This window comes from Methylosinus sp. LW4 (assembly GCF_000379125.1).
GTDB lineage: Bacteria > Pseudomonadota > Alphaproteobacteria > Rhizobiales > Beijerinckiaceae > Methylosinus.
The window spans coordinates 517,226-539,293 of the sequence record NZ_KB900627.1; the positions used below are offsets into that span (position 1 = coordinate 517,226).

13 protein-coding genes and 4 pseudogenes are annotated in these 22,068 nt (G+C 62.0%); 9 read left to right on the forward strand and 8 right to left on the reverse strand.

What is annotated here, in order from left to right:
- Window positions 1-164: 164 nt before the first annotated feature.
- From METLW4_RS0121875 to METLW4_RS28045, 5 genes are all read right to left on the reverse strand, one after another.
- Window positions 165-3,428, reverse strand: coding sequence for an efflux RND transporter permease subunit (locus METLW4_RS0121875; protein WP_018268376.1), 3,264 nt, complete (start codon window positions 3,426-3,428; stop codon window positions 165-167).
- Window positions 3,425-6,544, reverse strand: coding sequence for a multidrug efflux RND transporter permease subunit (locus METLW4_RS0121880; protein WP_018268377.1), 3,120 nt, complete (start codon window positions 6,542-6,544; stop codon window positions 3,425-3,427). The genes METLW4_RS0121875 and METLW4_RS0121880 overlap by 4 nt, the downstream gene beginning before the upstream one ends.
- Before the next feature lie 44 nt (window positions 6,545-6,588).
- A complete protein-coding gene (locus METLW4_RS0121885) occupies window positions 6,589-7,992 on the reverse strand; it encodes an efflux RND transporter periplasmic adaptor subunit (protein ID WP_018268378.1) in 1,404 nt (467 codons plus the stop codon).
- Window positions 7,989-9,518: an efflux transporter outer membrane subunit gene (locus METLW4_RS0121890; RefSeq protein WP_157235578.1), complete on the reverse strand. Its 1,530-nt coding sequence runs from the start codon at window positions 9,516-9,518 to the stop codon at window positions 7,989-7,991. The genes METLW4_RS0121885 and METLW4_RS0121890 overlap by 4 nt, the downstream gene beginning before the upstream one ends.
- 339 nt (window positions 9,519-9,857) lie before the next feature.
- Window positions 9,858-10,259: an ATP-binding protein gene (locus METLW4_RS28045; protein WP_444849023.1), complete on the reverse strand. Its 402-nt coding sequence runs from the start codon at window positions 10,257-10,259 to the stop codon at window positions 9,858-9,860.
- On the opposite strand from METLW4_RS28045, the pseudogene METLW4_RS28420 reads away from it, so the two are divergent.
- The 7 genes and pseudogenes from METLW4_RS28420 to METLW4_RS28060 form a co-directional block, all read left to right on the forward strand.
- Window positions 10,251-10,385 (forward strand): annotated as a pseudogene (locus tag METLW4_RS28420) (IS630 family transposase); the annotation flags it as partial. The gene METLW4_RS28045 and the pseudogene METLW4_RS28420 overlap by 9 nt on opposite strands.
- A gap of 238 nt (window positions 10,386-10,623) precedes the next feature.
- Window positions 10,624-12,555, forward strand: a complete 1,932-nt coding sequence (locus tag METLW4_RS28050) for a beta strand repeat-containing protein (protein WP_157235579.1) — start codon at window positions 10,624-10,626, stop codon at window positions 12,553-12,555.
- Between the two features lie 245 nt (window positions 12,556-12,800).
- Window positions 12,801-12,905 (forward strand): annotated as a pseudogene (locus METLW4_RS29015) (AAA family ATPase); the annotation flags it as partial.
- Between the two features lie 60 nt (window positions 12,906-12,965).
- Window positions 12,966-14,184, forward strand: a pseudogene (locus tag METLW4_RS25780) (IS256 family transposase).
- A 44-nt stretch (window positions 14,185-14,228) separates the two neighbouring features.
- Entirely contained in the window at window positions 14,229-14,375 is a 147-nt protein-coding gene (locus METLW4_RS28940) for an ATP-binding protein (protein ID WP_371212339.1), read from the forward strand.
- 365 nt (window positions 14,376-14,740) lie between these two features.
- Complete coding sequence (locus METLW4_RS0121930; RefSeq protein ID WP_043333556.1) at window positions 14,741-15,442, forward strand: sugar transferase; 702 nt, start codon at window positions 14,741-14,743, stop codon at window positions 15,440-15,442.
- A gap of 180 nt (window positions 15,443-15,622) precedes the next feature.
- Window positions 15,623-15,796 (forward strand): annotated as a pseudogene (locus METLW4_RS28060) (IS256 family transposase); the annotation flags it as partial.
- A 772-nt stretch (window positions 15,797-16,568) separates the two neighbouring features.
- Here the strand turns inward: METLW4_RS28060 and METLW4_RS28065 are convergent.
- Complete coding sequence (locus tag METLW4_RS28065) at window positions 16,569-16,949, reverse strand: transposase (RefSeq protein WP_157235580.1); 381 nt, start codon at window positions 16,947-16,949, stop codon at window positions 16,569-16,571.
- Window positions 16,946-18,955: a putative bifunctional diguanylate cyclase/phosphodiesterase gene (locus METLW4_RS0121945; RefSeq protein ID WP_018268389.1), complete on the reverse strand. Its 2,010-nt coding sequence runs from the start codon at window positions 18,953-18,955 to the stop codon at window positions 16,946-16,948. The genes METLW4_RS28065 and METLW4_RS0121945 overlap by 4 nt, the downstream gene beginning before the upstream one ends.
- A gap of 647 nt (window positions 18,956-19,602) precedes the next feature.
- Here METLW4_RS0121945 and METLW4_RS28945 point away from each other — a divergent pair.
- Complete coding sequence (locus tag METLW4_RS28945; RefSeq protein WP_157235582.1) at window positions 19,603-19,782, forward strand: PepSY domain-containing protein; 180 nt, start codon at window positions 19,603-19,605, stop codon at window positions 19,780-19,782.
- Window positions 19,783-19,955: 173 nt separating this feature from the next.
- Here METLW4_RS28945 and METLW4_RS26730 read toward each other — a convergent pair whose 3' ends face one another.
- Entirely contained in the window at window positions 19,956-21,692 is a 1,737-nt protein-coding gene (locus METLW4_RS26730) for a serine hydrolase domain-containing protein (RefSeq protein WP_157235583.1), read from the reverse strand.
- Here METLW4_RS26730 and METLW4_RS28070 point away from each other — a divergent pair.
- Window positions 21,672-22,052, forward strand: coding sequence for a hypothetical protein (locus tag METLW4_RS28070; RefSeq protein ID WP_157235584.1), 381 nt, complete (start codon window positions 21,672-21,674; stop codon window positions 22,050-22,052). The genes METLW4_RS26730 and METLW4_RS28070 overlap by 21 nt on opposite strands.
- Window positions 22,053-22,068: the final 16 nt, after the last annotated feature.

The window sequence follows — 22,068 nt, forward strand, 5'->3', positions numbered from 1 at the left end:
AGCCCAATGCATCGCCGGCGAGCGCGTGACGAATTGGAGCGAAAGCGACGCGATTCGGCCGATGACGGGCCGCGGCGGCCGCGGCCTCGCCATAGCGCGAGCCTTTGGGCGAGGAGGCGATGGGGCCGGCGCCGCCCGACGAAGCGGCGGACGAGCCGCCGCTTTCATCCGCGTCTTCCGCGACTCCGCAATAAACGCGCGATCCGGTCGCGCAAATCGCCGAATGTGAGATAGAGCACGGGCGTCGTGTAGAGCGTCAGCAATTGGCTGAGAAGGAGGCCGCCGACGATGGTGATGCCGAGCGGACGGCGAATTTCCGCGCCATCGCCGAAGCTCGCCAGCAGCGGAATGGCGCCGAACAGAGCCGCCGCCGTCGTCATCATGATCGGACGGAAACGCAACCGGCAAGCCTCGACGATCGCATCATGATCGCTCAGCTCTCTCCGACGCCGGGCGTCGAGCGCGAAGTCGATCATCATGATCGCATTCTTCTTCACGATGCCGATGAGCAGGAACAGCCCGATCAGCGCGATGACGTCCAGCTCGGCGTGGAAGGCGAATAGCGCGAGAAGCGCTCCGACTATGGCCGAGGGCAAGGTCGAGAGAATCGTGATCGGATGCAGATAGCTCTCATAGAGCATGCCCAGCACGATATAGACAGCCGCCAGAGCCATCACGATCAGCAGCGGCTGATTATCCTGCGACGATTGAAAAATGCGGGCGATTCCCTGCATTCCGCCATGCACGCTCGCGGGCACATGGATCTCGGCGGTGACACGATCGAACTCGGCGACCGCATCGCTGAGCGATGCGCCGATCGCGAGATTGAAGGAGATCGTGGCCGCGACGAACGGTCCTTGATGATTGATCGCGAGCGGCGTCGAGCCGCGCTTCATGCGCGTGAAAGCGACGAGCGGCGTCATCGTCTCGACCGCTGTGCTCACCGCCGAGCCGCTCGACGCGCCGCTGCGGCCCGAATTGGCGATGGCGTTGGTCGAGGCGTTGCGCGCCGAGTCGAGCGAGAGATTTGCGGCCGCCGATGATGTCGCCGAGGTGACGGAGCCGGCCGGAAGCATGGCGGAGGCGGAGCCGCTCACCGGCTTGGCCGCCGTGCTCACATAGATCTCGCGCAGAATTTGCGGATCCTGCCAATAGCGCGGCGCGACCTCCATCACGACGCGATATTGGTTGATCTCGCTGTAGATCGTCGAAACCTGCCGCTGGCCGAACGCGTCATAGAGCGTGTTGTCGATCTGCGTCGGCGTGAGCCCGAGACGAGACATCGTGTCCCGATCTATATCGATATAGCTCTCGACGCCGTTTTCCTGCTGATCCGAGTTCACATCGACGACGACGCTGCTGCCCTGCAGCGCTCGCATCAGCTTGGGCGTCCATTCGGAGAGTTCCGCCGAGCTGTCGGCCAGAAGCGTATATTGATAGAGCGCGCCGCCCGGTCGTCCACCGGCCCGCAGATCCTGCACGGGCTGGAGGAAGAGCCGCGCGCCGGCGACCTGGCCGAGCTTGGGCCGCAGCCGCTCGATGACCTGAGCGGATGTCACGTCGCGCTCGCCGACCGGCTTCAGCGTGACATAGACCGAGCCCGAGCTGACCGAGCCGGGCGGTCCGCCGCCACTTCCCGCCCCCGTGTTGCCCGCCACCACGGACACGGCGGGATCGCTCTGGATGATGGCGATGAACTCTTGCAGCTTGTCCTTCATCGATTGAAACGACGCGCTCTGATCCGCCTGAATCGATCCTTGCAGGCGACCGGTGTCCTGCTCTGGAAAAAAGCCTTTCGGAATGACGACGAACAAGGTGACGGTCATCGCGATGGCGGCGACGAGCGAAAGCAGGACGGGTCCGCGATGCCGCAAGGCCACGGCGAGGCTTCGCTCATAGGCGCGCGCGATCAGTGCGAAGGGCCGGCTCGCGCGGCGCTCACGGCCAGGTCCCGCGCGCAACACCACGGAGCAGAGCATCGGCGTCGTCGTCAGCGAGACGAGAAGCGAGACCAAAATCGTGATCGACAGCGTGACCGAGAATTCGCGAAACATTCGGCCGAGCAATCCGCCCATCAGCAGCAAGGGCAGGAACACGGCGATCAGCGACAGGCTGATCGAGAGGACGGTGAAGCCCACCTCGCGCGCGCCGCGCAGCGCAGCCTCGCGCGGCGACAGCCCCTCCTCGAGATGGCGCTCGATATTCTCGAGCACGACGATGGCGTCGTCCACGACGAAGCCCGTCGCGATCGTCAAAGCCATCAGCGAGAGAATGTCGAGGCTGTAGTCGAGAAGATACATGGTGCCGAATGCGCCGGCGATCGACACCGGCACGGCGATCGCCGGCACGAGCGCGGCGCGCCATTCGCCGATGAACAGGAAGACGACGAGAATGACCAGCGCGATGGCCGCCAGCAAGGTCAGCTCCGTGTCCCGCAGCGAGGCGCGGATCGTCGTGCTTCGATCGGAGGTCGGAATGATCTCGACGTCGCTCGGCATCGCCGCAGCCAGCTTGGGGAGCTGAGCCATGATCTGATCGACGGTTTCGATGATATTCGCGCCCGGCTGACGGAAGATCGTCACCACGATCGCCGGCTCGCCTTGCGCGATCGCCGCGTTGCGCACATCGGCGACCGAATCCGCCACCTCCGCGAGATCGGCGAGACGCACCGGATTGCCGTTGCGATAGGCGACGATCAGCGGCCGATAGTCGTCGGCGCGCGTCGCCTGGTCGTTCGTGTAGAGCTGCCGGCGCGCGCCGCCGAGAGTAATGTCGCCCTTGGGACTATTGGCGTTGGCCGATGCGAGCGCCGCTCGCACATCCTCGAGGCCGACGCCATATTTGAACAGCGCCGAGGGATTGAGCTCGACGCGCACGGCGGGCGAAGCGCCGCCGTTGATCGCAACCTGTCCGACGCCGGGAAATTGCGAGAGGCGCTGCTGAAGCACATTGCTCGCGGCGTCATAGAGCTGCGCGCGGGAGAGCGATTTCGATGTCAGGGCGAGGAGCAGGATCGGCGCGTCGGCCGGGTTGAACTTCCGATAGGTGGGGTTGGAGGAGATGCCGGCCGGAAGATCCGCCGCCGAGGCGTTGATCGCCGCCTGAACGTCACGGGCGGCGCCGTTTATGTCGCGGTCGAGCCCGAAGACCATCACGACATTGGTTTGTCCGGTCTTGCTCGTCGAGGTCATCTCGGTGACGTCGGCGATCGCGCCGAGCCTCCGCTCCAAGGGCCCGGCGAGGCTCGTCGCGACCGTTTCGGGCGAGGCCCCCGGCAGCGAGGCCGAGACCGAGAGCGCCGGCATGTCCACCTGCGGCAGGGGCGCGACCGGCAGGCGAATGAAAGCGAGCACGCCCGCGAGCGTCAATCCGATCGTGAGCAATGTCGTCGCGATCGGCCGCATGATGAAAGGCGCCGAAATATTCATTCGGTCGCCTCCGCCCGCCGCCGCTCCCGGGCTCCGCCGGGCCGCGCGAGACGAGACGCCAGCCGATCGAAATAGAGATAGACGACCGGAGTCGAGAACAGAGTCAGCATTTGGCTGACGAGAAGGCCGCCGACGATCGAGACTCCGAGCGGCTGCCGCAGCTCGGAGCCGACGCCGGAGCCGAGCATGAGCGGTACGGCGCCGAGCATCGCCGCGAGCGTCGTCATCATGATCGGGCGGAAGCGGAGCAAGCAGGCACGATAAATCGCCTCTCGCGGCGCCAGCCCGTCGACGCGCTGCGCATCGAGCGCAAAATCGATCATCATGATCGCATTCTTCTTCACAATGCCGATGAGCAGAATAATGCCGATGACGCCCATGACGTCGAGGTCGTTGCCAGTGATCATCAAGGCGAGCAGCGCCCCCACGCTGGCCGAGGGAAGCGTCGACAAAATTGTGATCGGATGCACGAAGCTCTCGTAGAGAACGCCGAGAACGATATACATTGTCGCGATCGCGGCCAGGATCAGCAGCAGCTCATTGGTCGACGAGGCGGTGAAAGCCGCCGCGGCGCCCTGCATGGCGAGAGTGAAGCTCTCCGGCAGCTCGATCTCCGCCTGCGCCGCCTCGATCGCGCGCACCGCGGAGCCGAGCGAGACGCCCGGCGCGAGATCGAAAGAGATCGTCGTCGCCGGAAATTGCCCGAGATGAGTGATCTGAAGCGGACCGTCGCGCTCCTGCAGACGCATGATCGCGGTGAGCGGAACCTGTCCGTTCGAGGAGGAGGACGACGACGGAAGATAGAGGCCCGCGAGCGCCGCATCCGACGCGTGAAATTTGGGGTCGAGCTCGAGAATGACGCGATATTGGTTCGATTGCGTGTAGATCGTCGAAACTATGCGCTGGCCGAACGCGTCGTAGAGCATATTGTCGATCGCCGCCATGGTGACGCCGAATCGCGCAGCGGTGGCGCGGTCGATCACAATGTCGAGCGCCTTGCCGCGGCTCTGAAGATCGCTCGCGACATTGGCGAGCTCGGGCGCCTCCCGCAGCCGCTCGACGAGCTTGGGCGTCCACTCGCGCAGCGAAGCGAGATCGGCGTTCTCCAGCACGAAATGATAGGCGGCCTTGCTGACAGTCGAATCGACGGTCAAATCCTGAACCGGCTGCATATAGAGCTGCACGCCGGGAATATGGGAGGTCGCAGCCTGGAGCCGCGCGATCACCTCGCTCACGCTCGACCTGCGCTGCGGCGTGGGCTTCAGCGAGATAGAAAAACGTCCGGCGTTCAGCGTCGTGTTCGCGCCATCGACGCCGACCGAGGAGCTGACGGTCTCCACATCTGGATCGCGGAGGATCGCGTCGGCGAGCGCCTGCTGCTTCTCGACCATGCCGGCGAAGGAAATGTCTTGCGCGCCTTCGGAGATCGCCTGTATCGCGCCCGTGTCCTGCTGCGGAAAAAATCCCTTCGGTATGTCGACATAGAGCAGGAAGGTGAGCGCCAGCGTGGCCAACGTCACGGCGAGCATGAATGGCTGATGCGCGAGCACGATGTCGAGCCCGCGTCCATAGACACGGATCATTGCGTCGATCGCATTCTCCGCCGCGCGATCGAAGCGTCCGCGCTGGCGGTCGGGGCGATGACGCAGAAGCTTGGCGCAGAGCATCGGCGCGAGCGAGAGAGAAACGAAGGCGGAGATGACGATGGTCACGGCCAGCGTGACGGCGAATTCATGAAAGAGCCGCCCGACGATATCGCCCATGAACAGCAGAGGCACGAGCACCGCGACGAGCGAGACGGTGAGCGAGATGATGGTGAAGCCGATCTCCGCCGATCCGTGCAGCGCCGCCTCCAGCGGGGCGACGCCCGCCTCTATGTGGCGGGAGATGTTCTCGATCACGACGATCGCGTCGTCCACGACGAAGCCGGTCGATATGGTGAGCGCCATGAGCGAGAGATTGTCGAGGCTGAAGCCGAAGAAATACATGGCGACGAAAGCGCCGACGAGCGACAAGGGGACCGACAGGCTCGGAATGAGCGTCGCCGGCAAATTGCGGAGAAAGGCGAAGATCACCAGGACGACGAGTGCGACGGCGAGAAAGAGCTCGAATTCGACATCCTCGACAGAAGCGCGGATCGTGGTCGTGCGGTCGCTCAGCACCGATATGTCGATCGCCGCGGGAAGCGACGCCCGCAGCTGCGGCAGCATGGCCTTCACGTTCTCGACAACCTCTATGACATTGGCGCCAGGCTGACGACGAATGTCGAGGATGATCGCCGGCGTCGAATTGGCCCAGGACGCGATGCGGTCGTTCTCTGGACCATTGCGCACCTCCGCGACATCAGAGAGACGAACCGGATTGCCGTTGCGATAGGCGATGACCGTCTTGCTGAACTGCTTTGGATCGTCGATCTGATCATTGGCGTTGATCGTCGACGATTGCTTCGGCCCGTCGAAGCCGCCCTTGGGCGCATTGGTGTTGGTGTTTGCGATGACGGTGCGCAGATCGTCGATGTTCAGCCCGTATTTGGCGAGCGCGGTCGGATTGAAGCTGACGCGAATCGCGCGACGCTGGCCATGGCCCATCGCCACGAGCCCAACGCCCGGCAGCTGCGAGAGCTTTTGCGCCAGCCTCGTCTCGATAAAATCCTCCACCTCGATCAGCGGCAGCGATTTCGATGTGACGGCGAGCGTCATGATGGGCGCATCGGCCGGATTGATCTTGGCGTAGATCGGCGGCGCCGGCAGATCTTGCGGCAGAAGATTGCCTCCGGCGTTGATCGCCGCCTGCACCTGCTGCTCGGCGACGTCGAGGCTCAATGTGAGATCGAACTGCAAGGTGATCATCGAGGCGCCGGCGGAGCTCGCCGAGGTCATCTGCTTCAGCCCGGGCATTTGGCCGAACTGCCGCTCGAGCGGCGCGGTCACGGCGGAGGTCATCACCTCCGGGCTCGCGCCGGGATAGAATGTCTGCACCTGGATCGTCGGATAATCGACGGCCGGGAGAGCGGAGAGCGGCAATTGCCGATAGGCGAACAATCCCGCGAGCAGGATGGCCGCCATCAGCAGGGTCGTTGCGACCGGACGCAGGATGAATATCTTGGATGGATTCATGTCTCAGCCTCGGCTCCGCCGAATGGATGCGCGTCGACGCGCGCTCACTGCGTTTCCGAAGGCGGCCGCTGCTGACGGCGTTCGCGCGCGCGTTCAGAGCCGTCACGGCGCTTCTCTTGGGATGGCGCGCCCGCTTCGGTCGGCTCGGGCCGCGGGCGCCGCGTCGCATCCGGCGCGCCCGCGCCATCGCCGCCGGCGACGATCCTGACATCCGCGCCGTCACGCAGACGATCCGCTCCGTCAGTGACAACGCGCTCGCCCTCGGTCAGCCCGCGCGCGATCTCGACCATTCCGCTGTTGTATCCGGCGAAGTCGTCGTAATGCTCGCCGGCGGACGGCGTTATCTGCTGCATGACGACGCGATTTTGATCCGTCACCTTGTAAACGAAGAGGCCGGAGGCGCCCGATCGGATCGCCGTCTTGGGAACGACCAGCGCCTTCTCGTGAATATCGACCAGCAAGTGAACATTGACGAATTGATTGGGATAGAGCTTGTCGTCGGCGTTGACGAATTCGGCGCGGCCGCTGACCATGCCGGTCGTCGGATCGATGGAGTTGTCCAGAGTCTGCAGCCGCCCCACAGCGATCTGCCTGGTGTCGGAGCGGTCGAAGACGGTCACCTCGAGCGCGCCGCGCTTCTTCTGCGCGCTCGCGATCTCGGGAATATAATCTTCGGGAACGCCGAAGATCACAGAGATCGGATCGATCTGCGCGACGAGGGCGATGGCGTCGCCCGTCGACACATAGCTGCCCGCGTCGATCTTCCTCAGTCCGACGCGTCCGCGAATCGGCGAGACGATGTGCGCATAGGTCAAATTCAGGCTCTGATTATCGACCAGCGCCTGATCCGCCTTGACGGCGCCTTCATATTGCTTGACGACCCAGTTCTGGTTGTCCGCCTGCTGGCGCGCGATCGAATCGAGCTTCTTCAGCGATTGATAGCGGCGCAAATCGTCGCGCGCCTGATCGAGAAGGCCCTGGTCGCGGAGCAGCTGCCCCTCATATTGCGCCTTGGACGCCTCATAGGGCCGTGGATCGATCTGCGCGAGAAAATCGCCTTTTTCAACGAGCTGGCCTTCCTTGAAGCCTATGTCGAGGAGATAGCCGCTGAGCTGCGTCTTGACGGAGACATTGGCGATCGGCGTGACGGTTCCGAGAAGGCCGTGGCGAACGATCTTCACATCGAGCCGCGCCACATCCGCCACTGCGACCGGCTGCGGTCCGGCGAGAGCGCGCCGCGCGGCCCGTGGCGACGCCGGCTCCTTCGTCCCGATCACGCGATAGGTCGCGTAGCAAGCCGCGACGACGAGCAAGGCCGCAGCGCCATAGAAGATCCGCGAGCGACACAAGGCGGCGAGGCCAGCGAGAATCGCAGTCTTGCGTCTACCGGGCGACGCCGCGTCGGGCTCGAGGGGAGAGGCGTTCTCGTGCATTTTCAACTCGTTCATTGCGCGGCCTCCAATGCGGCCGGAAGCGCGCTCGCGGGAACCGGAAGCGGCGGCTCGATAGCGGAGAGCGCGTCGATGGCGGGCAGGCGCGAGGCGTCCCATCCGCCGCCGAGCGCCCCGATCAGATTGACGGTCGCGACGAATAGATTCTGTCGCGCCGTCAACGCCGACTCGATGCTGGAGAGCAAAGTCGCCTGCGCGGTGACGACCGATGTGAAGGCGACCGTGCCGACCCGATATTGATTGAAATAGACGTCCACCGCTTCCCGCGCCTCGACGACCGCCCGATCGAGGCGCTTGACCTGCGCAGAGAGCGCGCGGATCGCCGCGACATCGTCCTCGACCTGCTGAAAGGCCGTGAGCACGGTCTGTCGGTAGGTCGCGACCGCTTGCCGGTAGGACGCCTCGGCCGCCTTGTGCTGCGCATCGAGCAGGCCGCCGTCGAACAGAATCTGCGTCGCGCTTCCGGCCAGCGACCAGGCCTCATGCGCCGCCGTCACCGGCCAGGGCTTGGCGGCGGCGAAACTCAGCGCCGGAGACAGGCTGACGCGCGGATAGAAATTGGCGATCGCGACGCCGATCAACGCATTCTGCTGCTGCAACTGCCGCTCGGCCGCGGCGATGTCGGGCCGGCGCTCCAGCAGTTCCGAAGGCAGGCCCGCCGGAACGGCGGGCGGCGTCCGGCTCGCCCAGCGGCGCTTGCGAATCGAGAGCTCCGACGGGCTGCGCCCGATCAGAACCGCGATCGCATGCTCATATTGCGCGCGCTGCAATCCCACATTGAGCGCGGTCGCCTCGGTCGACAGCACCTGATTGTCGGCGGTGACGAAATCCGCGCGCGAGGTGGTGCCGATCGTATATTGGTTCTTCAAAATATCGCGCGTTCGCCGAAACTGAACGAGCGTGCTTTCGATCGAGGCCAGCAGCTCATCCGAAGTCCGAAGGTTGAAATAGGCGATGGCGAGCTGAATTTGCGCGGAGAGCTTGGCATTGGCGAGATCCGCGGCGCTGACCTGCGCCGCGGCGGCGTCGGCCTCCACTGTGCGGCGTATGCGGCCCCAGACGTCGATCTCCCAATCGAGATTGGTCGCCACCGACACATTGCTCGCATAGGCCGCCGAGCCGCTCGACACGGATCGATTTCTCGATGGCGCGTAGCTGGTCGTAACTGTCGGAAACAGGCCCGCCTGGCCTTCTCGCACGAGCTGACGCGACTGATCGTAAGCGGCGGCGGCCGCCGCCACCGTCTGATTGGAGATTTCGACCTGCGCGAGAATCTTGCCGAGCTCCCCGTCCGCGAAGACGCGCCACCATTCGCCGCGATCGGCGACGTCGAGCGGCGAGATCGGCTTCCAACGCTCACGCGCGCCAGGGGCCGCGCTCTTATGATCGCTTTCTTTGAATTTGGCGGGAACGGCGTCCGTCGGTCGCGCATAATCCGGGCCCGCCATGCATCCCGCGAGCGAGGCGATCAGCGCTCCGGCCGAGCCCGCGCCCGCGAGCCGGCGCCATAGGCGCTGCGCCATTCGGCGCCTCGGCGGCGCCGACGAACCGACGTCGCGCTCGATCCATCGCCTCGATTGCCCGCATTCCATCTTCGACCCGTTCACCGACGACCGCCCTTCGCCCCTTGAACACACTGGCGGAAGCTAGACAGGTCTACAGAAACGGTCGAGTTAAAATTACTTAATTATCCCCAGGCATCGACGCTCAACGGCAGAATGCTCGGCCGAATCGGCGGAAGTTGCAGGCTCGATTGCTCTTTTACAAATAACGCAACTGAACTGATGGTGTGGACGCCCCCTTCGGCCGGCGTCGGATGATGTCGGAGAGCGCCCGGAAGGAAGCCGCGACGAAGGAGGTCATTACGACAGTTTCGCGTTCGAAACGCTTGCGAACGCGACTTCGAAGGTCGCTCCGCCGCCGGGCGTCGACGTCACCAAAATCGTTCCCGCATGTAAGTCGACGAGTTCTCGCACGATCGAGAGTCCCAGCCCGGTTCCTCGGGACTGTTCGTCCTTGCGCCAGAAGACGCCGGAGAGGGAAATCAGAAAGGTGAAAAGCGGGATGGCGCCGAACGCGATCACCTGCGCGCTCAGCAGAACGACGACGAGCCGAAGCGAGAGCGAACTTTTCACGTCGATTTCTTCAAAAGATAGCCGATCCCGCGCGCTGAATGACTCTCGACTCCGGCGCAATGATCGGACAGCCGACGGCGAAGGCGCGAGACGAGAATGTTCAAGGCGTTGCCCTGGAAGACGGGCCACGCTGCCGAGCAGGAGCGAGACGATGTCGCCGCGGCGCGAGAGGAATGGTTCGCGAGCGAACTCGATCTCAACTCGGAAAAGCTCGTCTTTATCGATGAGACGAACCTCTCGACGAACATGGCGCGGCGCGTCGATCGCATCGACGCGCCGATGACGATCAACGGCGCGCTCGGGCCAGAAGCCCAGACTCGCACACCGAAATGCTTTTGTGAATCCTATGTCGGCGTCGTTGCAATAGCTGGTCGACGGCTCGGTCGCCTGCTCCATATCGCCCGGAATTGGCTACGCCGACGTAACTCGACATCACCGTCTCGAGGCCGGTTCTCCGTGCCCATCAGAGCCTGTTGACGAAGAATAAACTGGGATGGGCAATATTCGAATTGCGCAGCTGTCACGCTGGCGATCGCTTACATCATTTGATAAGGGGGCCGAATTGATTACCGACCCAGTTGCGCGCGGCTCAGCAGCGAATGCTCTCACTCCCGGCGGGACTTCCGGCCAGCTTCAATATAACAATGGAGGGGTGCTCGACGGAGCGGCAGGGACTAATTTCGACGGAACGAATGTCAGCGCCAACAGGTTTTACGCCTATGGCTCCGGCGGCATTATATCCAATTGCGCTTACGGGAACGATTCTCTTTTGGCCAACACGACGGGTGATTATAATACGGCGATCGGCGTTTCGGCGCTCTCCTCTAACACGACCGGACAGAACAACACCGCAAATGGCTGGAGAGCGCTCTACGCCAATATAACAGGCAGCGGAAACAGCGTGTTTGGCATGCAGGCGCTCTACTCTGCCACCACGGCCTCCTATTGCAGCGCCTTCGGCGCTAATGCTGGGAAAAACAATACTAAAACCAGCTTCACAGGAATGGGCTACGGCGTCGGATTCAGCAATACAGGCGATGGATTTGTTGGCGTCGGCACCTCTGCCGGCTACAATAATACCGGCATTGATTTTGTAGGTTGTGGAAATTATACTGGCTTCAACAACATAGGAGACAGCGTAACCGCAGTCGGCAATTATGCAGGCTTCAACAACACAGGCGCTACTTCTACCTGTATTGGCGCATATGCCGGCTATAGCAACAACACCGGGTCTCTTACCGCAGTTGGGTTTAGCGCCGGAAATAGTGTAACTGCCGCAAGCTGGGGCGCTACCGTTGTTGGGGCTTATTCTGGATATTCCAATGACGGCAATGATGTAGCTGCAGTTGGAAATTACAGCGCATATACGAACAAAGGCCATAGCCTCACTGCAATGGGGACGCAATCTGCTGAGTATAATACGGGCAACCAAGTTTCTGTTATTGGTCAATACGCCGGACGAAATAACACAGGACAAGGGCTCGTCGCTGCCGGCTATCAAGCAGCGCTCGATCTCGGCTTGCCGTCGATGGCCGGTGACTTTGTCACAGGGCTAACCTACCAGATTGTTACGACGGGGACCACGGACTTCACGTTGATTGGAGCGTCGAATAATGCGGTAGGAACCGTCTTCCAGGCCACCGGCCCCGGCACGGGCACGGGCACAGCAACGGTAGTCGTCGGCGCGCCACAAACGGCGGGAAGTCTTGTCGCCGGCCTGAGTTACGTAATCATTTCTGTAGGGACGACTGACTTCACACTGATCGGAGCTAGCAGCAACGCCGCCGGAACTCTTTTCATCGCGACAGGCCCCGCGGCAGGAACTGGCGCCGCTGTCACCAGCACGAGTCCGCCGGAGTATGCCAACAGCGGCGGCATATTGGGCTTCACGAACGGCGTGCGATATGTCATCGTCACTGCGGGAACTACAGATTTCACATTAATTGGAGCGGCAGACTCGAATCCTGGAACCGTTTTTATATGCACGGGCGCCGGAGCATCCGGACCAGGAACGGGAACAGGAAGCGCAGTATCGAGCACTCCATCGGGCAACACCGCAATCGGGTGTAACACCGGTCGGGGTATAAGCTACGGCGCAAACAATACGATCGTAGGCGCTGGAGTTACCGGTCTTCCCGCTGGGCTCACTGGCGCTATCATTCTCGCGAGCGGCGACGGGGCGATCAAATACGATTTCAACGGGACAACCACCAACGTACATACGTTTGCCGGGGGTCCAATAAAAGTTTCATCCTATACGGTCGCAACACTCCCCTCCGCCGTAGCAGTTGGCGCTGGCGCGTGCGCATATGCGACCGACGCTTGCAACGTCGGCGAAACTACAGGAGCGGGCACTGGCTCTCTTGTCACGAGCAATGGAACGATTTGGAGAATCCCCGGCGTGGCGACGGCAGTGACAGCATAAATTTGGCGTGAACGGTCGATCAGACGGCACTGGTGCGAACGGGCGCGAGCGAGACATAATTCTCGGGCGCAAGCCGCGCATGGTCGCGGCCGTCGCATTGGCGAACAAGATGGCTCGTATCATCCATGGGCCATGATGACGCGCGAAAAGAATTATCGGATGGCGTGATCCGTTCGCTTTTGAAAGGAGCAAGGTGTGAAGCGCTGACAGGGCTGGCTCGACGAGGAGATCGACCGACGACATGAGGACCGGAGGCGCTCGTCGGCGACCAGGCGCGCGATCTGCTGTTGATCGTCGAGGACCGCTACGACGTCGGCTCCCTCGTCATCGCCAGCCAGGTTCCGGTGGATCATGGGAGTGTCAGGAATTTCGTGTGTGGGCGGGCATGATGGAGAAGAAGGAGATCTCCCATGGCCCGACGCAAAGAGCCCCGCATCCCTGACGCGCTTCTGGACCAGTTGCTGGCCGGCGCCGATCCCAAGACGGCCTTCGACCCGAACGGCCTGCTCGACGATCTGAAGAAGGCGTTGGCCGAGCGCGTCCTCAACGCCGAGATGGATCACCACCTTGCGACCGGCGAGGCGGCGAACAGCCGGAACGGCTACGGTCGGAAGTCGGTTGTGACCGACACCGGCAAGATCGATCTGGATATACCTCGGGATCGGCAGGCGACCTTCGATCCGCAGTTGATCGCCAAATACCAGAGGCGGTTCCCCGGCTTCGACGACAAGATCATCTCGATGTATGCGCGCGGCATGAGCACGCGGGAGATCGTCGGCCATTTGCGCGAACTCTACGGCGTCGACGTCTCGCCCGATCTGATCAGCGCTGTGACCGACGCCGTTCTCGACGAGGTCGCCGCCTGGCAGGCGCGACCGCTGGAGACGACCTATCCGCTGGTCTTCTTCGACGCGATCCGGGTGAAGATCCGCGACGAGGGCCTGGTCCGCAACAAGGCGGTCCACGTCGCCCTCGGCGTGCGGGCCGACGGCGTCAAGGAGATCCTCGGGCTGTGGCTGGAGCAGAACGAGGGGCCCAAATTCTGGCTGCGGGTCATGAACGAACTGCGCAATCGCGGCGTCGAGGACATTCTGATCGCCGTCGTCGACGGTTTGAAGGGCTTTCCCGATGCGATCCAGGCGGTCTTTCCCGAGACGATGGTCCAGACCTGTATTGTCCACCTGTTGCGGCTCAGCCTCGATTTCGTATCCTGGAAGGATCGCAAGGCCGTGGTCGCCGAGTTGAAGCCGATCTACCAGGCGCTCGACGACGAGGCCGGCGCTGCGGCCCTCGGCGCCTTCGAAGCGAGCGAATGGGGACGGAAATATCCGGCGATCGCCCAGAGTTGGGCGCCGCGCCTGGGGCGAGGTCGTCCCGTTCTTCGCCTTCCCGAAGGAGGTTCGCCGGCTCATCTACACCACGAATGCCATCGAGGCGCTGAATTCGAAGCTGCGGCGCGCCGTCCGCGCCCGGGGACACTTCCCCACCGACGAGGCCGCGCTGAAGCTGCTGTTCCTGGTCTTGAACCGGACCGAGAATGAGTGGACGATGCCGGCACGTGAGTGGAGCCTGACCAAGGCGCAATTCGCCATCCTCTTCGGCGAGCGCTTCACAAGAGCGATGGTCTGACGATGTTCAACCCGCCCGCCCACACACGAAATTCCTGACACTCCCTGGATCATTGGCACGAGATGATCGGCATACCAACAATCGCCGGGGCCCTCCTCAACCGCGTCATCCATAAGGCCTATTGGCTCGAGCTCGCTGGCGACAGCCTCCGCAAGCGCCGCTCGGCGCCCGCAAAGCTCGTACAAGCTTGACCGCCTCCACGCGACGCTCGACGCCGGTGGCCGACATCAAATCGGAATACATGGCCGGCTTCGTCAGAAGCACGCTCGACGGATATCGGGCGTCACATCGCGCGGCGCGCGAACTTTTCGCACAGCATCGAGGCCGCGCACGGACGCGAATTCGATCTGCGAAATACCTGCACAATCTCATTGAACAGGATCAAGCTCGCAAACTGCCTGACTGATGATAGGGACTCCACTCACTTGTTCCCAATGATCGGACATTGTACCAAAGACTCGCTACAAATTCGATATCGAGGGGCAATAAGGTCGCGTCTATTCTGTTGCAAGGTCGACAAGCCCTTCAGACCGATTTCGACGAGGAGTTCGAACGAATGCAGCGGATTTTCGACATTCTGCTGTCTGCTTCGGCGCTGGCGCTACTTTCACCCTTTTTGATTCTGCTCGTGCTTTTATTGAGGTTCACCGGCGAGGGAAAGGTCTTCTTTCGACAAAAGCGGATCGGCAAAGATGGCGCGCCCTTCAACCTCTACAAATTCGCGACCATGCTCGAGAATAGTCCGAACATCGGCACAGGAACCGTCACGATAAAGGACGATCCGCGCATTTTGCCAATGGGAGCTATGCTACGCAGAACAAAAATCAATGAGCTGCCGCAGCTCTTGAACATTCTGCTCGGAGATATGAGCTTGATAGGTCCTCGTCCGCAGACCGAGCGATGCTTCGACGCCTTTCCTCTCGCTCTACAGACCATCATCGTGAAGGTGAGACCTGGCCTCTCTGGGCTCGGCTCGGTCGTGTTTAGAGGAGAGGAAGACATCCTTCCGGGCGAACCCGAGAAGCTCTGCATTTACGATCAGGTCATCGCACCGTACAAGGGACAAATCGAAGCCTGGTACGTCGAGCACGCAACGCTCGACACCTACTTCGCTATTATCTCTGTGACGATTTGGACTGTGCTTTTCCCAGGCTCGGATCTGGTATGGCGAGTATTCGCTCACCTCCCCGAGCCTCCCGACGAATTGAAATCGGCGCTACACTATCCCCCCACCGCTCCGGCTCGCGTCGCCGGCTGACTGCCGTTGCGCCAATGATCACCAGCATGCATTAGGTCTGCGGCTCCATCCGCGCTTGCAAATAGACGCCGTCGGCCCAGATATGCACGGGTCATGGCGTAACGCTCCTCCGGGAGGTTTGGTCGCCGCCCCCGTTACACCGCCTTCCTCACGCCGTCATCGCCCACTTTCGTCCATAGCTCCGAGGTTATCGGCATCTTTCCGAACGTGAAGGCGATCAAGCGCCTCCTCCGCGCGTTCCTGTTGGAACAAAATGACGAATGGGCCGTCCAGCGCGACCGCTACATGACCCTGGAATCGATCATCGCTTTGAGCGATGATCCGATCGTCAAGCGGCCCGCCGTGGCCGCCTGATCAAACCGGCTGCCGCCGGAGTCCGTCGAACGGGACCGAGCTGAGCTACACCAGGTTCCGGGACGCGATCCTCAAAAAGCTATCTGACTGACGAGGGCCAGCGGCCGGTCCAGGCCTGCAGACGACGTCGCAATTCGTCGACCCACTCGGGTTCTGGGAGGCACTTAGACGATCCGCTTCTGAGTTCTGATTCGGACAGGAGACGGAGACAAGGGGATCGCGGCGAGCAAGGTCGCATCGCCGACACCATGGCAATATCCATTCCTTGGCTGGCGACCCATTGCTCCAGATCCGTGAGATAGGCGTCGAGAGCCACCATATCTATACATATAGCAAGTATTGCACGATGAGAATCGCCGTCGACCTCGCTCAAATAAGCCTGTCGTAGCTCTTTACAGGCCACATAATCCTGAGGATCAAAATAATATATGGCTCTGCTTTTCATCTATATGCTCTGCCTGGCCGCTTTCGGTGAAGCTTTAGTTAATTGGAGAAAGCGAAAAATGCGTTGCGAAAATACGACCACTTTTTCGTTTCGAGTCGATGCCCGTGCGGTCCGAGGAAAAAATGCGTGATCCGCTCTACCGACGCCGTGAAAATCAACCCAAGTCGCGGCGTAGCTGTTGATCGGCGACGGGCTCCAGGCCGACAATCAAAGTTCCGGCCCCCAGAGCGATCAAGCTCCCGTCGGGCGCTTGTTCTCACCCTGGATTTGGCCCTGCGCCGCATCTCCGCGTAGTGCGAACGACATTCCTTTTCGTCGAGGGCGCGCTCAGGGAGGATGGCGCCTGCGGTCGACAACATTGCTGGACGGGGAGCTTGCTCCAGGCAGCCCGCCAGCCTGTGCGAGCGCGAAGACCAGATCGACCCGGACATGCTTCGCCGCCCAGCGGACATGACCGTTGTCGAGAGTCTTTTTCGGCCGGTATTTTAGCGGCGTGTCGAGCCAGCGGCCGTCGGAGTTGAGCGCATGGACGACGCCGCCGATCACCCGGCTTTCGTCACCACGCGCCTTGCCTCTCGTATCGATCGAGAGGTGAGGCGCAATCTTCGAAAGCCGCGCGTCCGTCAGCCTGAATTGATTATGCCAGCCAGCGCTCTTTGGGCGCGTTGCAGCCAAACTTGCGACGGAACCACCTCGCGAACTCGTCATCTCGGCGTGTTCGACGCTCGATCTTCTGGAGCGATGACGCCTCGTCGTAACAGTTGCGTAACCTCCTCGGCAGGCACAGGACGACTGAAGTAGAAACCTTGAACGCTCTGACATCCCGCCTGAACCAGGAAATCGAGTTGCCCGACGGTTTCGACGCCCTCGGCGAGCATTTCACATCCGAACTCTCGCACGAGGCCGATCGTGGCGCGAACGATGGTTCCGCTCACCGGATCGTGCGGCAGTCCGCGCACGAATTGCTGTGCGATCTTGATTCGGTTCACGCGATAGGTGAGCAAATATTCGAGCGAAGAATACCCGGTGCCGAAATCATCGATCGCGATGCGAACGCCCAAGGCTCGAATTCGATCGATTGCCGTCGTCTCACCGCGGGAGGATTGCATGAGAACCGATTCTGTCAGCTCGATCTCGATCGTTCCCGGATCGAGATCACGCATGTCGAGCTCACGCGCGAGATCGGACTCGAATCGCGACGCAGTGAAGAGCTGGGCGGCCGAGACATTGACGCCGACGATCGGCGGACAGATTCCGAGATCGCGCCAGAGTCGGGCCTGGCGACAAACATTCGCGAGCGCCCATGCGCCGATCGGCGTGATGAGGCCCGTCCGTTCGGCGAGCGGTATGAAACCGCCCGGTCCCAGCAGCCCGCGACTGGGATGATTCCATCTGAGCAGCGCCTCGACGCCGATGATCCGTCCAGACGGCCATTCGATCTCCGGCTGATAATGGAGCTCGAACTCCTCCCTTTCGAGCGCCGAGTTGAGCTCCTCGAACAGGGTCACGCGCTCACGCACAGCGCGGTCGTGCGCCTCCGAATAGAAGCGGCGCTGATTATATCCCGCGGACTTTGCTTCATAGAGGGCGAGATCGGCGCGCCTCAACAATTCTTCCGGCCCAACGATAGCCGCTCCGAATACCGAAACGCCGATGCTCACGGAGACAGGGACTTGCTTTCCCATTATCGTGAACGGCGCCGCCACAGAATGGATTATTTTTTCCGCGACCTCCTCGACCGCCTCTCGGCGTGCGGCGTCCTTGATGAAAATCCCGAATTCGTCGCCGCCGATGCGCGCGATCGAGGCCGTATCGCCTATAGCCTGGCCGATGCGCTCTGCGGCGGCCCGTAGCAACTCGTCTCCGAACGAATGACCGAGCGTCTCGTTCACTTCCTTGAAGCGATCCAGATCGAGATACAGAACAGCGAATGACGCGCCGTCTTTTTCGCCGCCGTGAAACGCTTCGGTCACCCATTCCTTGAAGGTCTCGCGATTGGGCAGGCCCGTCAGGAGATCGGTGCGCATCGCACGCGCCATTTCCTGCTCGGCCTTTTCACGAACCTCGATCTGCTTTTCGAGATCGGCGGCGAGCGCGGCCTGCGCCAGCTCGCGTCGGGCCAACGATACGATCCAACGATTGGCGCGCACGCCCAGTAGCAGAAGCGCTAGGACAAAAGCCGCGGACATGAGGCCCATAGTGCTGGACGTCGGCTCCGGCCGGGCGAAAAAAGCCAAAATGGCCGGCATGGCCGTCGGCGTCCCGAAGCCGAGCATAGCCGGCAGAAACGCCGCGTCGATCGTCACGGAACCCGCGATCATGCCGCCCAGCACGAAGGCGATGAAAACGTGAAAAGATGGATCGTCGGTGAGCAGGAGGATCGACGCAGACAGCCCCCATAGGCAACCCGTCGCCGTAGCCCCGGCGGCGAAGCGCAGCGCCCAGCGGCGCGCGGCGTCGTTCGGCTGCGGCTCGCTCTTGTAGAGCCACGAATTGTAGAGCCGCAAGGAGATGACGACGGTCAGCGAACCCACCCATAGAAGCAATACCCATCTCGGGTACAAACCCTGCGCTACCCAGGCGGTGAGGACGGCGTTGAGTAGATTGACGGGCAATACCGCCGTGTTTCCATAAAGGACGCGAACCTGTTCGCTCAGCACCGCCGGATCGAGCGCTCTGGGATCGGCGATCTGCGCTTGCTCTTCGTACGTCATCCATCCTCCGCCAATTCGACCGCCCCCTTCCAAAATCGTCATTTGTCAGGCGAATCCTCGTCGAGGAATCGAAAGACGCTCGTCGAGCGCACGCTACTTATCTTTCATGAAAACAACAACTCCCTCTCCACAACGATGTGCCATAGTATATCTATAGTTGCAATCAATGAGCTACTATCGCCGATTAGAGGCTCTTCGCTGCTCGGCGATGACTAAAATTGGCTCATCCTCATTTTCCGTGCTGCGGATTGCCGCTTCGAATTCGAACCACTCGGAAAAGGCATGGGATATTGAAATGCGTGTCGCTCGAGAAACATGAGAACCGCGGAGGTAAGGTCAACGTGACAGCCGGAGCCGGCCAAGGCGCTGTCGCGGGTGCGATGCGACGACGTGTTCATGATGGCTCGGCTCGACCGATTGGCGCGGTCGCTGTCGCCACGATCGGAACCCCGGCGTCACGCGCTCGCTCATGCTTTCGTGAGAAGGAACCTCCAAGGACGCGTGTCCGAGCAGCCCCTCTCACGCGCGAGTGCGAATAGCTCCGGCCTTATGCGCGGAGCCAAATTTCTCACGGGCCCCGACAATCGCTCGATGATGCGCCTCGGCCCAGCCGATCAGCGCCCTCAAAGGTTCTAGCGACGGACGTCGTGCTTTGGTGGCCCCGGAACGGCAAATGGCGTGACGCCTTCACCCGGAAATGGCCAGCGAAATCGGAACGGCTGAACTACGATATCCCCCGCCTGTCAGGAGTCTTCCTTCTGCCTGTCGCTCTCGCCGTGCTGCTGTCGGGGGGCTACTTCAATCTGCCGACGCAGTTTGCTCAGTAGTCGAACTGTTCTCGCCGCTTACGAACGGCGGGTTGATCGTCAGCCAGGCGCTGACGCTCTACACGACGCCGGTCGTATACCGCGCCAGCTTGTCAGCGAACCATCTCGCTATGGCGCGGTACGGGCGGGACGGGAGGAAGGCAAGGGGCGGGATCCTACACGGCCCGTCGCTCTCAATAATTCAGCGTCGTTCCAGCGATGTGGAAGATCAGGAAGACATAAGCGATGACAAGTCCACTCGCCGCAAGTCCGCTCTGGTGGAGACACGTCCAATTCCCGCCGACCCGCCTGCGCCAGAAATCGATGGCCACGAAAACGGCGAATGCAGCGCCGACGACGCCGAGCCAGGCGAAAACATAGATCGCGATCAGCGCCGGATCGAAAGAGTCGTTCAAAAGGCTGGCGTCGTTTCGCACGGCGAGCATGATGAGAGCCCCGACGACGAGGAGATCGACGAGCAGCGCCGATCTGACGAAAGCGAGCCGATGACGATCCGCGGCCGGCAGGCGGGACGATCGCTTGCGCCAGCGCCGCCATAGGGCGGCGAGAGGCCAGACCAGCAGCGACAGCAGCGCAAATACGACGCTAGCCGCGAAGGCGGGGACGATCCAGCGAGCGTCGATCGGCCAGGGGGCGCGCTCCAGCCGCTGTGCGCCGCCGTTGAAGTAGGGCTCGGACCCGAGAACGGCCGACAAGCGCCAGCCGCTCGATCCCTCGAAGACATTGGCGCCGACGGGCTTCATCGCGCGGCCGGCGCCAAACGGCCAAAAGGCCGTCCGAAGCGTCAGGCCGCCGTCGGCCTCGACGCGAATGACCTGCTGCTCCGCCAGCGCCAAGACGCTCAGGAAATTGGTCTGCGCCCGGCGGCTTCCCTGATAGTCGCCGGCGAGACGCGGATCGGCCGGAGAGACGGCTGAGAACGCCTCTTGCGGCCCGATGCGATCCGCCAAGGCCCGCGCGATGTCCTGGGGCTGCGGCTGATCGCTGAAACCGTCGCGCGAGACGAAAACGCCGAGGCCCTTGTCGCGGAACAGCTCCAGATCGCTGAAAAAGGCCTGCGTGCCGCCACCATGGCCGGTGGCGTCGACGCCGCCAAGGCGTCGCAGAAAGAAGACGAGTCCGACCTCGGAGCCCGGCTCGGCCAGCGTCAACATCTGCTCGAGCCGAGCAGACGGTAGGATGCGCGCGCCGTCGAGTTCCCCGCCGTTCAGCAGCGCCCGCATGAATCGGCCCATATCCTCGCCCGTCGCCGTCAGCGCGCCGGCCGGGGCGGCGGCTATGGTCTCGAAATAATCGACCGGCGGCAGGCCGCGGCTGCGATAGCCTTTCGCCATCATCGGCCCGAGCGCTTCCGGCAGCGGTTGGCGGAAAGTGGCGCGCTCCATGCGCAGCGGCGCGAGAATGTGACGCTCGACATAATCGACAAAGCTCTCACCCGAGACACGCTCGACGACATAGCCGGCGAGCGCCACGCCGTAATTCGAATAGGCGGTGACGTCGCCATTAGGAAAAATTCGCGGCGGCAGAGATTTCGTGACCCAGGCGGAGAGCGGCATGGGCTCGACCGAGCGGGAAAAGAGATCCTTGAAATGCTCTTCGAAACCAGCGCGATGCGTCAGCAGGAGACGCAATGTGACGGGCCGTCCGCCCGGCGGCGTCGGAATGGAGAAACCGACATAGTCGGAGACGTCCTTATCGAGATCGAGCTTTCCTTCGTCGATGAGCTGCATCACCGCTATTCCGGTGAAGAGCTTGGAGATGGAGCCCGGACGAACCAGCGTCCGATCGGCGGTGAAGGGGCGGCTCGCCTCCTTGTCGGCGACGCCATAGCCCTTGGAAAAGAGCGGGCGTTCGCGATCCACCACCACCACGACGGCGCCCGCGCCGCCATGGTCGAGCCATTCCTTCATGATCGGATCGACGACCTCAGCGATATCTCTTTCCTCGACAGTGGCGGGCTCGGCCAAAACGCTGAGACCGGCCGCGAACAAAAAGCCAATGGCGAGCAGGAAAAGCCCCGCCATCCGCGCGAAACGAAAACGCCGCATTTTGCAAATCCCTTCTACGAAATCATGGCGGCATCACCGCTCGAGGACGACCGTGAGCCCCGCAAGCAAGGATGCTCCGACAAAGTCGAGCGTCGGCGACTTCTCGGGCGCGATTCTGGCGCGAAACGCCATACGACACAAGTTACGGATTCGACAGCATCTGGCGCGATTTTCACGTTCCTGAGCTTGAACGAGTTCATCGGAATTGGAAAATGCAAATAGGCGTGCAATCTCATTC

What these genes read in the sequence shown, in the direction of transcription:
- METLW4_RS26730 (WP_157235583.1), bottom strand. Translation starts at nt 21,692, where the DNA reads ATGAAGGAATGGCTCGACCATGGCGGCGCGGGCGCCGTCGTGGTGGTG.
- METLW4_RS28050 (WP_157235579.1), top strand. Translation starts at nt 10,624, where the DNA reads ATGGGCAATATTCGAATTGCGCAGCTGTCACGCTGGCGATCGCTTACA.
- METLW4_RS0121875 (WP_018268376.1), bottom strand. Translation starts at nt 3,428, where the DNA reads ATGAATATTTCGGCGCCTTTCATCATGCGGCCGATCGCGACGACATTG.
- METLW4_RS0121945 (WP_018268389.1), bottom strand. Translation starts at nt 18,955, where the DNA reads ATGACGTACGAAGAGCAAGCGCAGATCGCCGATCCCAGAGCGCTCGAT.
- METLW4_RS28065 (WP_157235580.1), bottom strand. Translation starts at nt 16,949, where the DNA reads ATGACGAGTTCGCGAGGTGGTTCCGTCGCAAGTTTGGCTGCAACGCGC.
- METLW4_RS0121885 (WP_018268378.1), bottom strand. Translation starts at nt 7,992, where the DNA reads ATGAACGAGTTGAAAATGCACGAGAACGCCTCTCCCCTCGAGCCCGAC.
- METLW4_RS0121930 (WP_043333556.1), top strand. Translation starts at nt 14,741, where the DNA reads ATGCAGCGGATTTTCGACATTCTGCTGTCTGCTTCGGCGCTGGCGCTA.
- METLW4_RS28070 (WP_157235584.1), top strand. Translation starts at nt 21,672, where the DNA reads ATGGTCGAGCCATTCCTTCATGATCGGATCGACGACCTCAGCGATATC.
- METLW4_RS0121890 (WP_157235578.1), bottom strand. Translation starts at nt 9,518, where the DNA reads ATGGCGCAGCGCCTATGGCGCCGGCTCGCGGGCGCGGGCTCGGCCGGA.
- METLW4_RS0121880 (WP_018268377.1), bottom strand. Translation starts at nt 6,544, where the DNA reads ATGAATCCATCCAAGATATTCATCCTGCGTCCGGTCGCAACGACCCTG.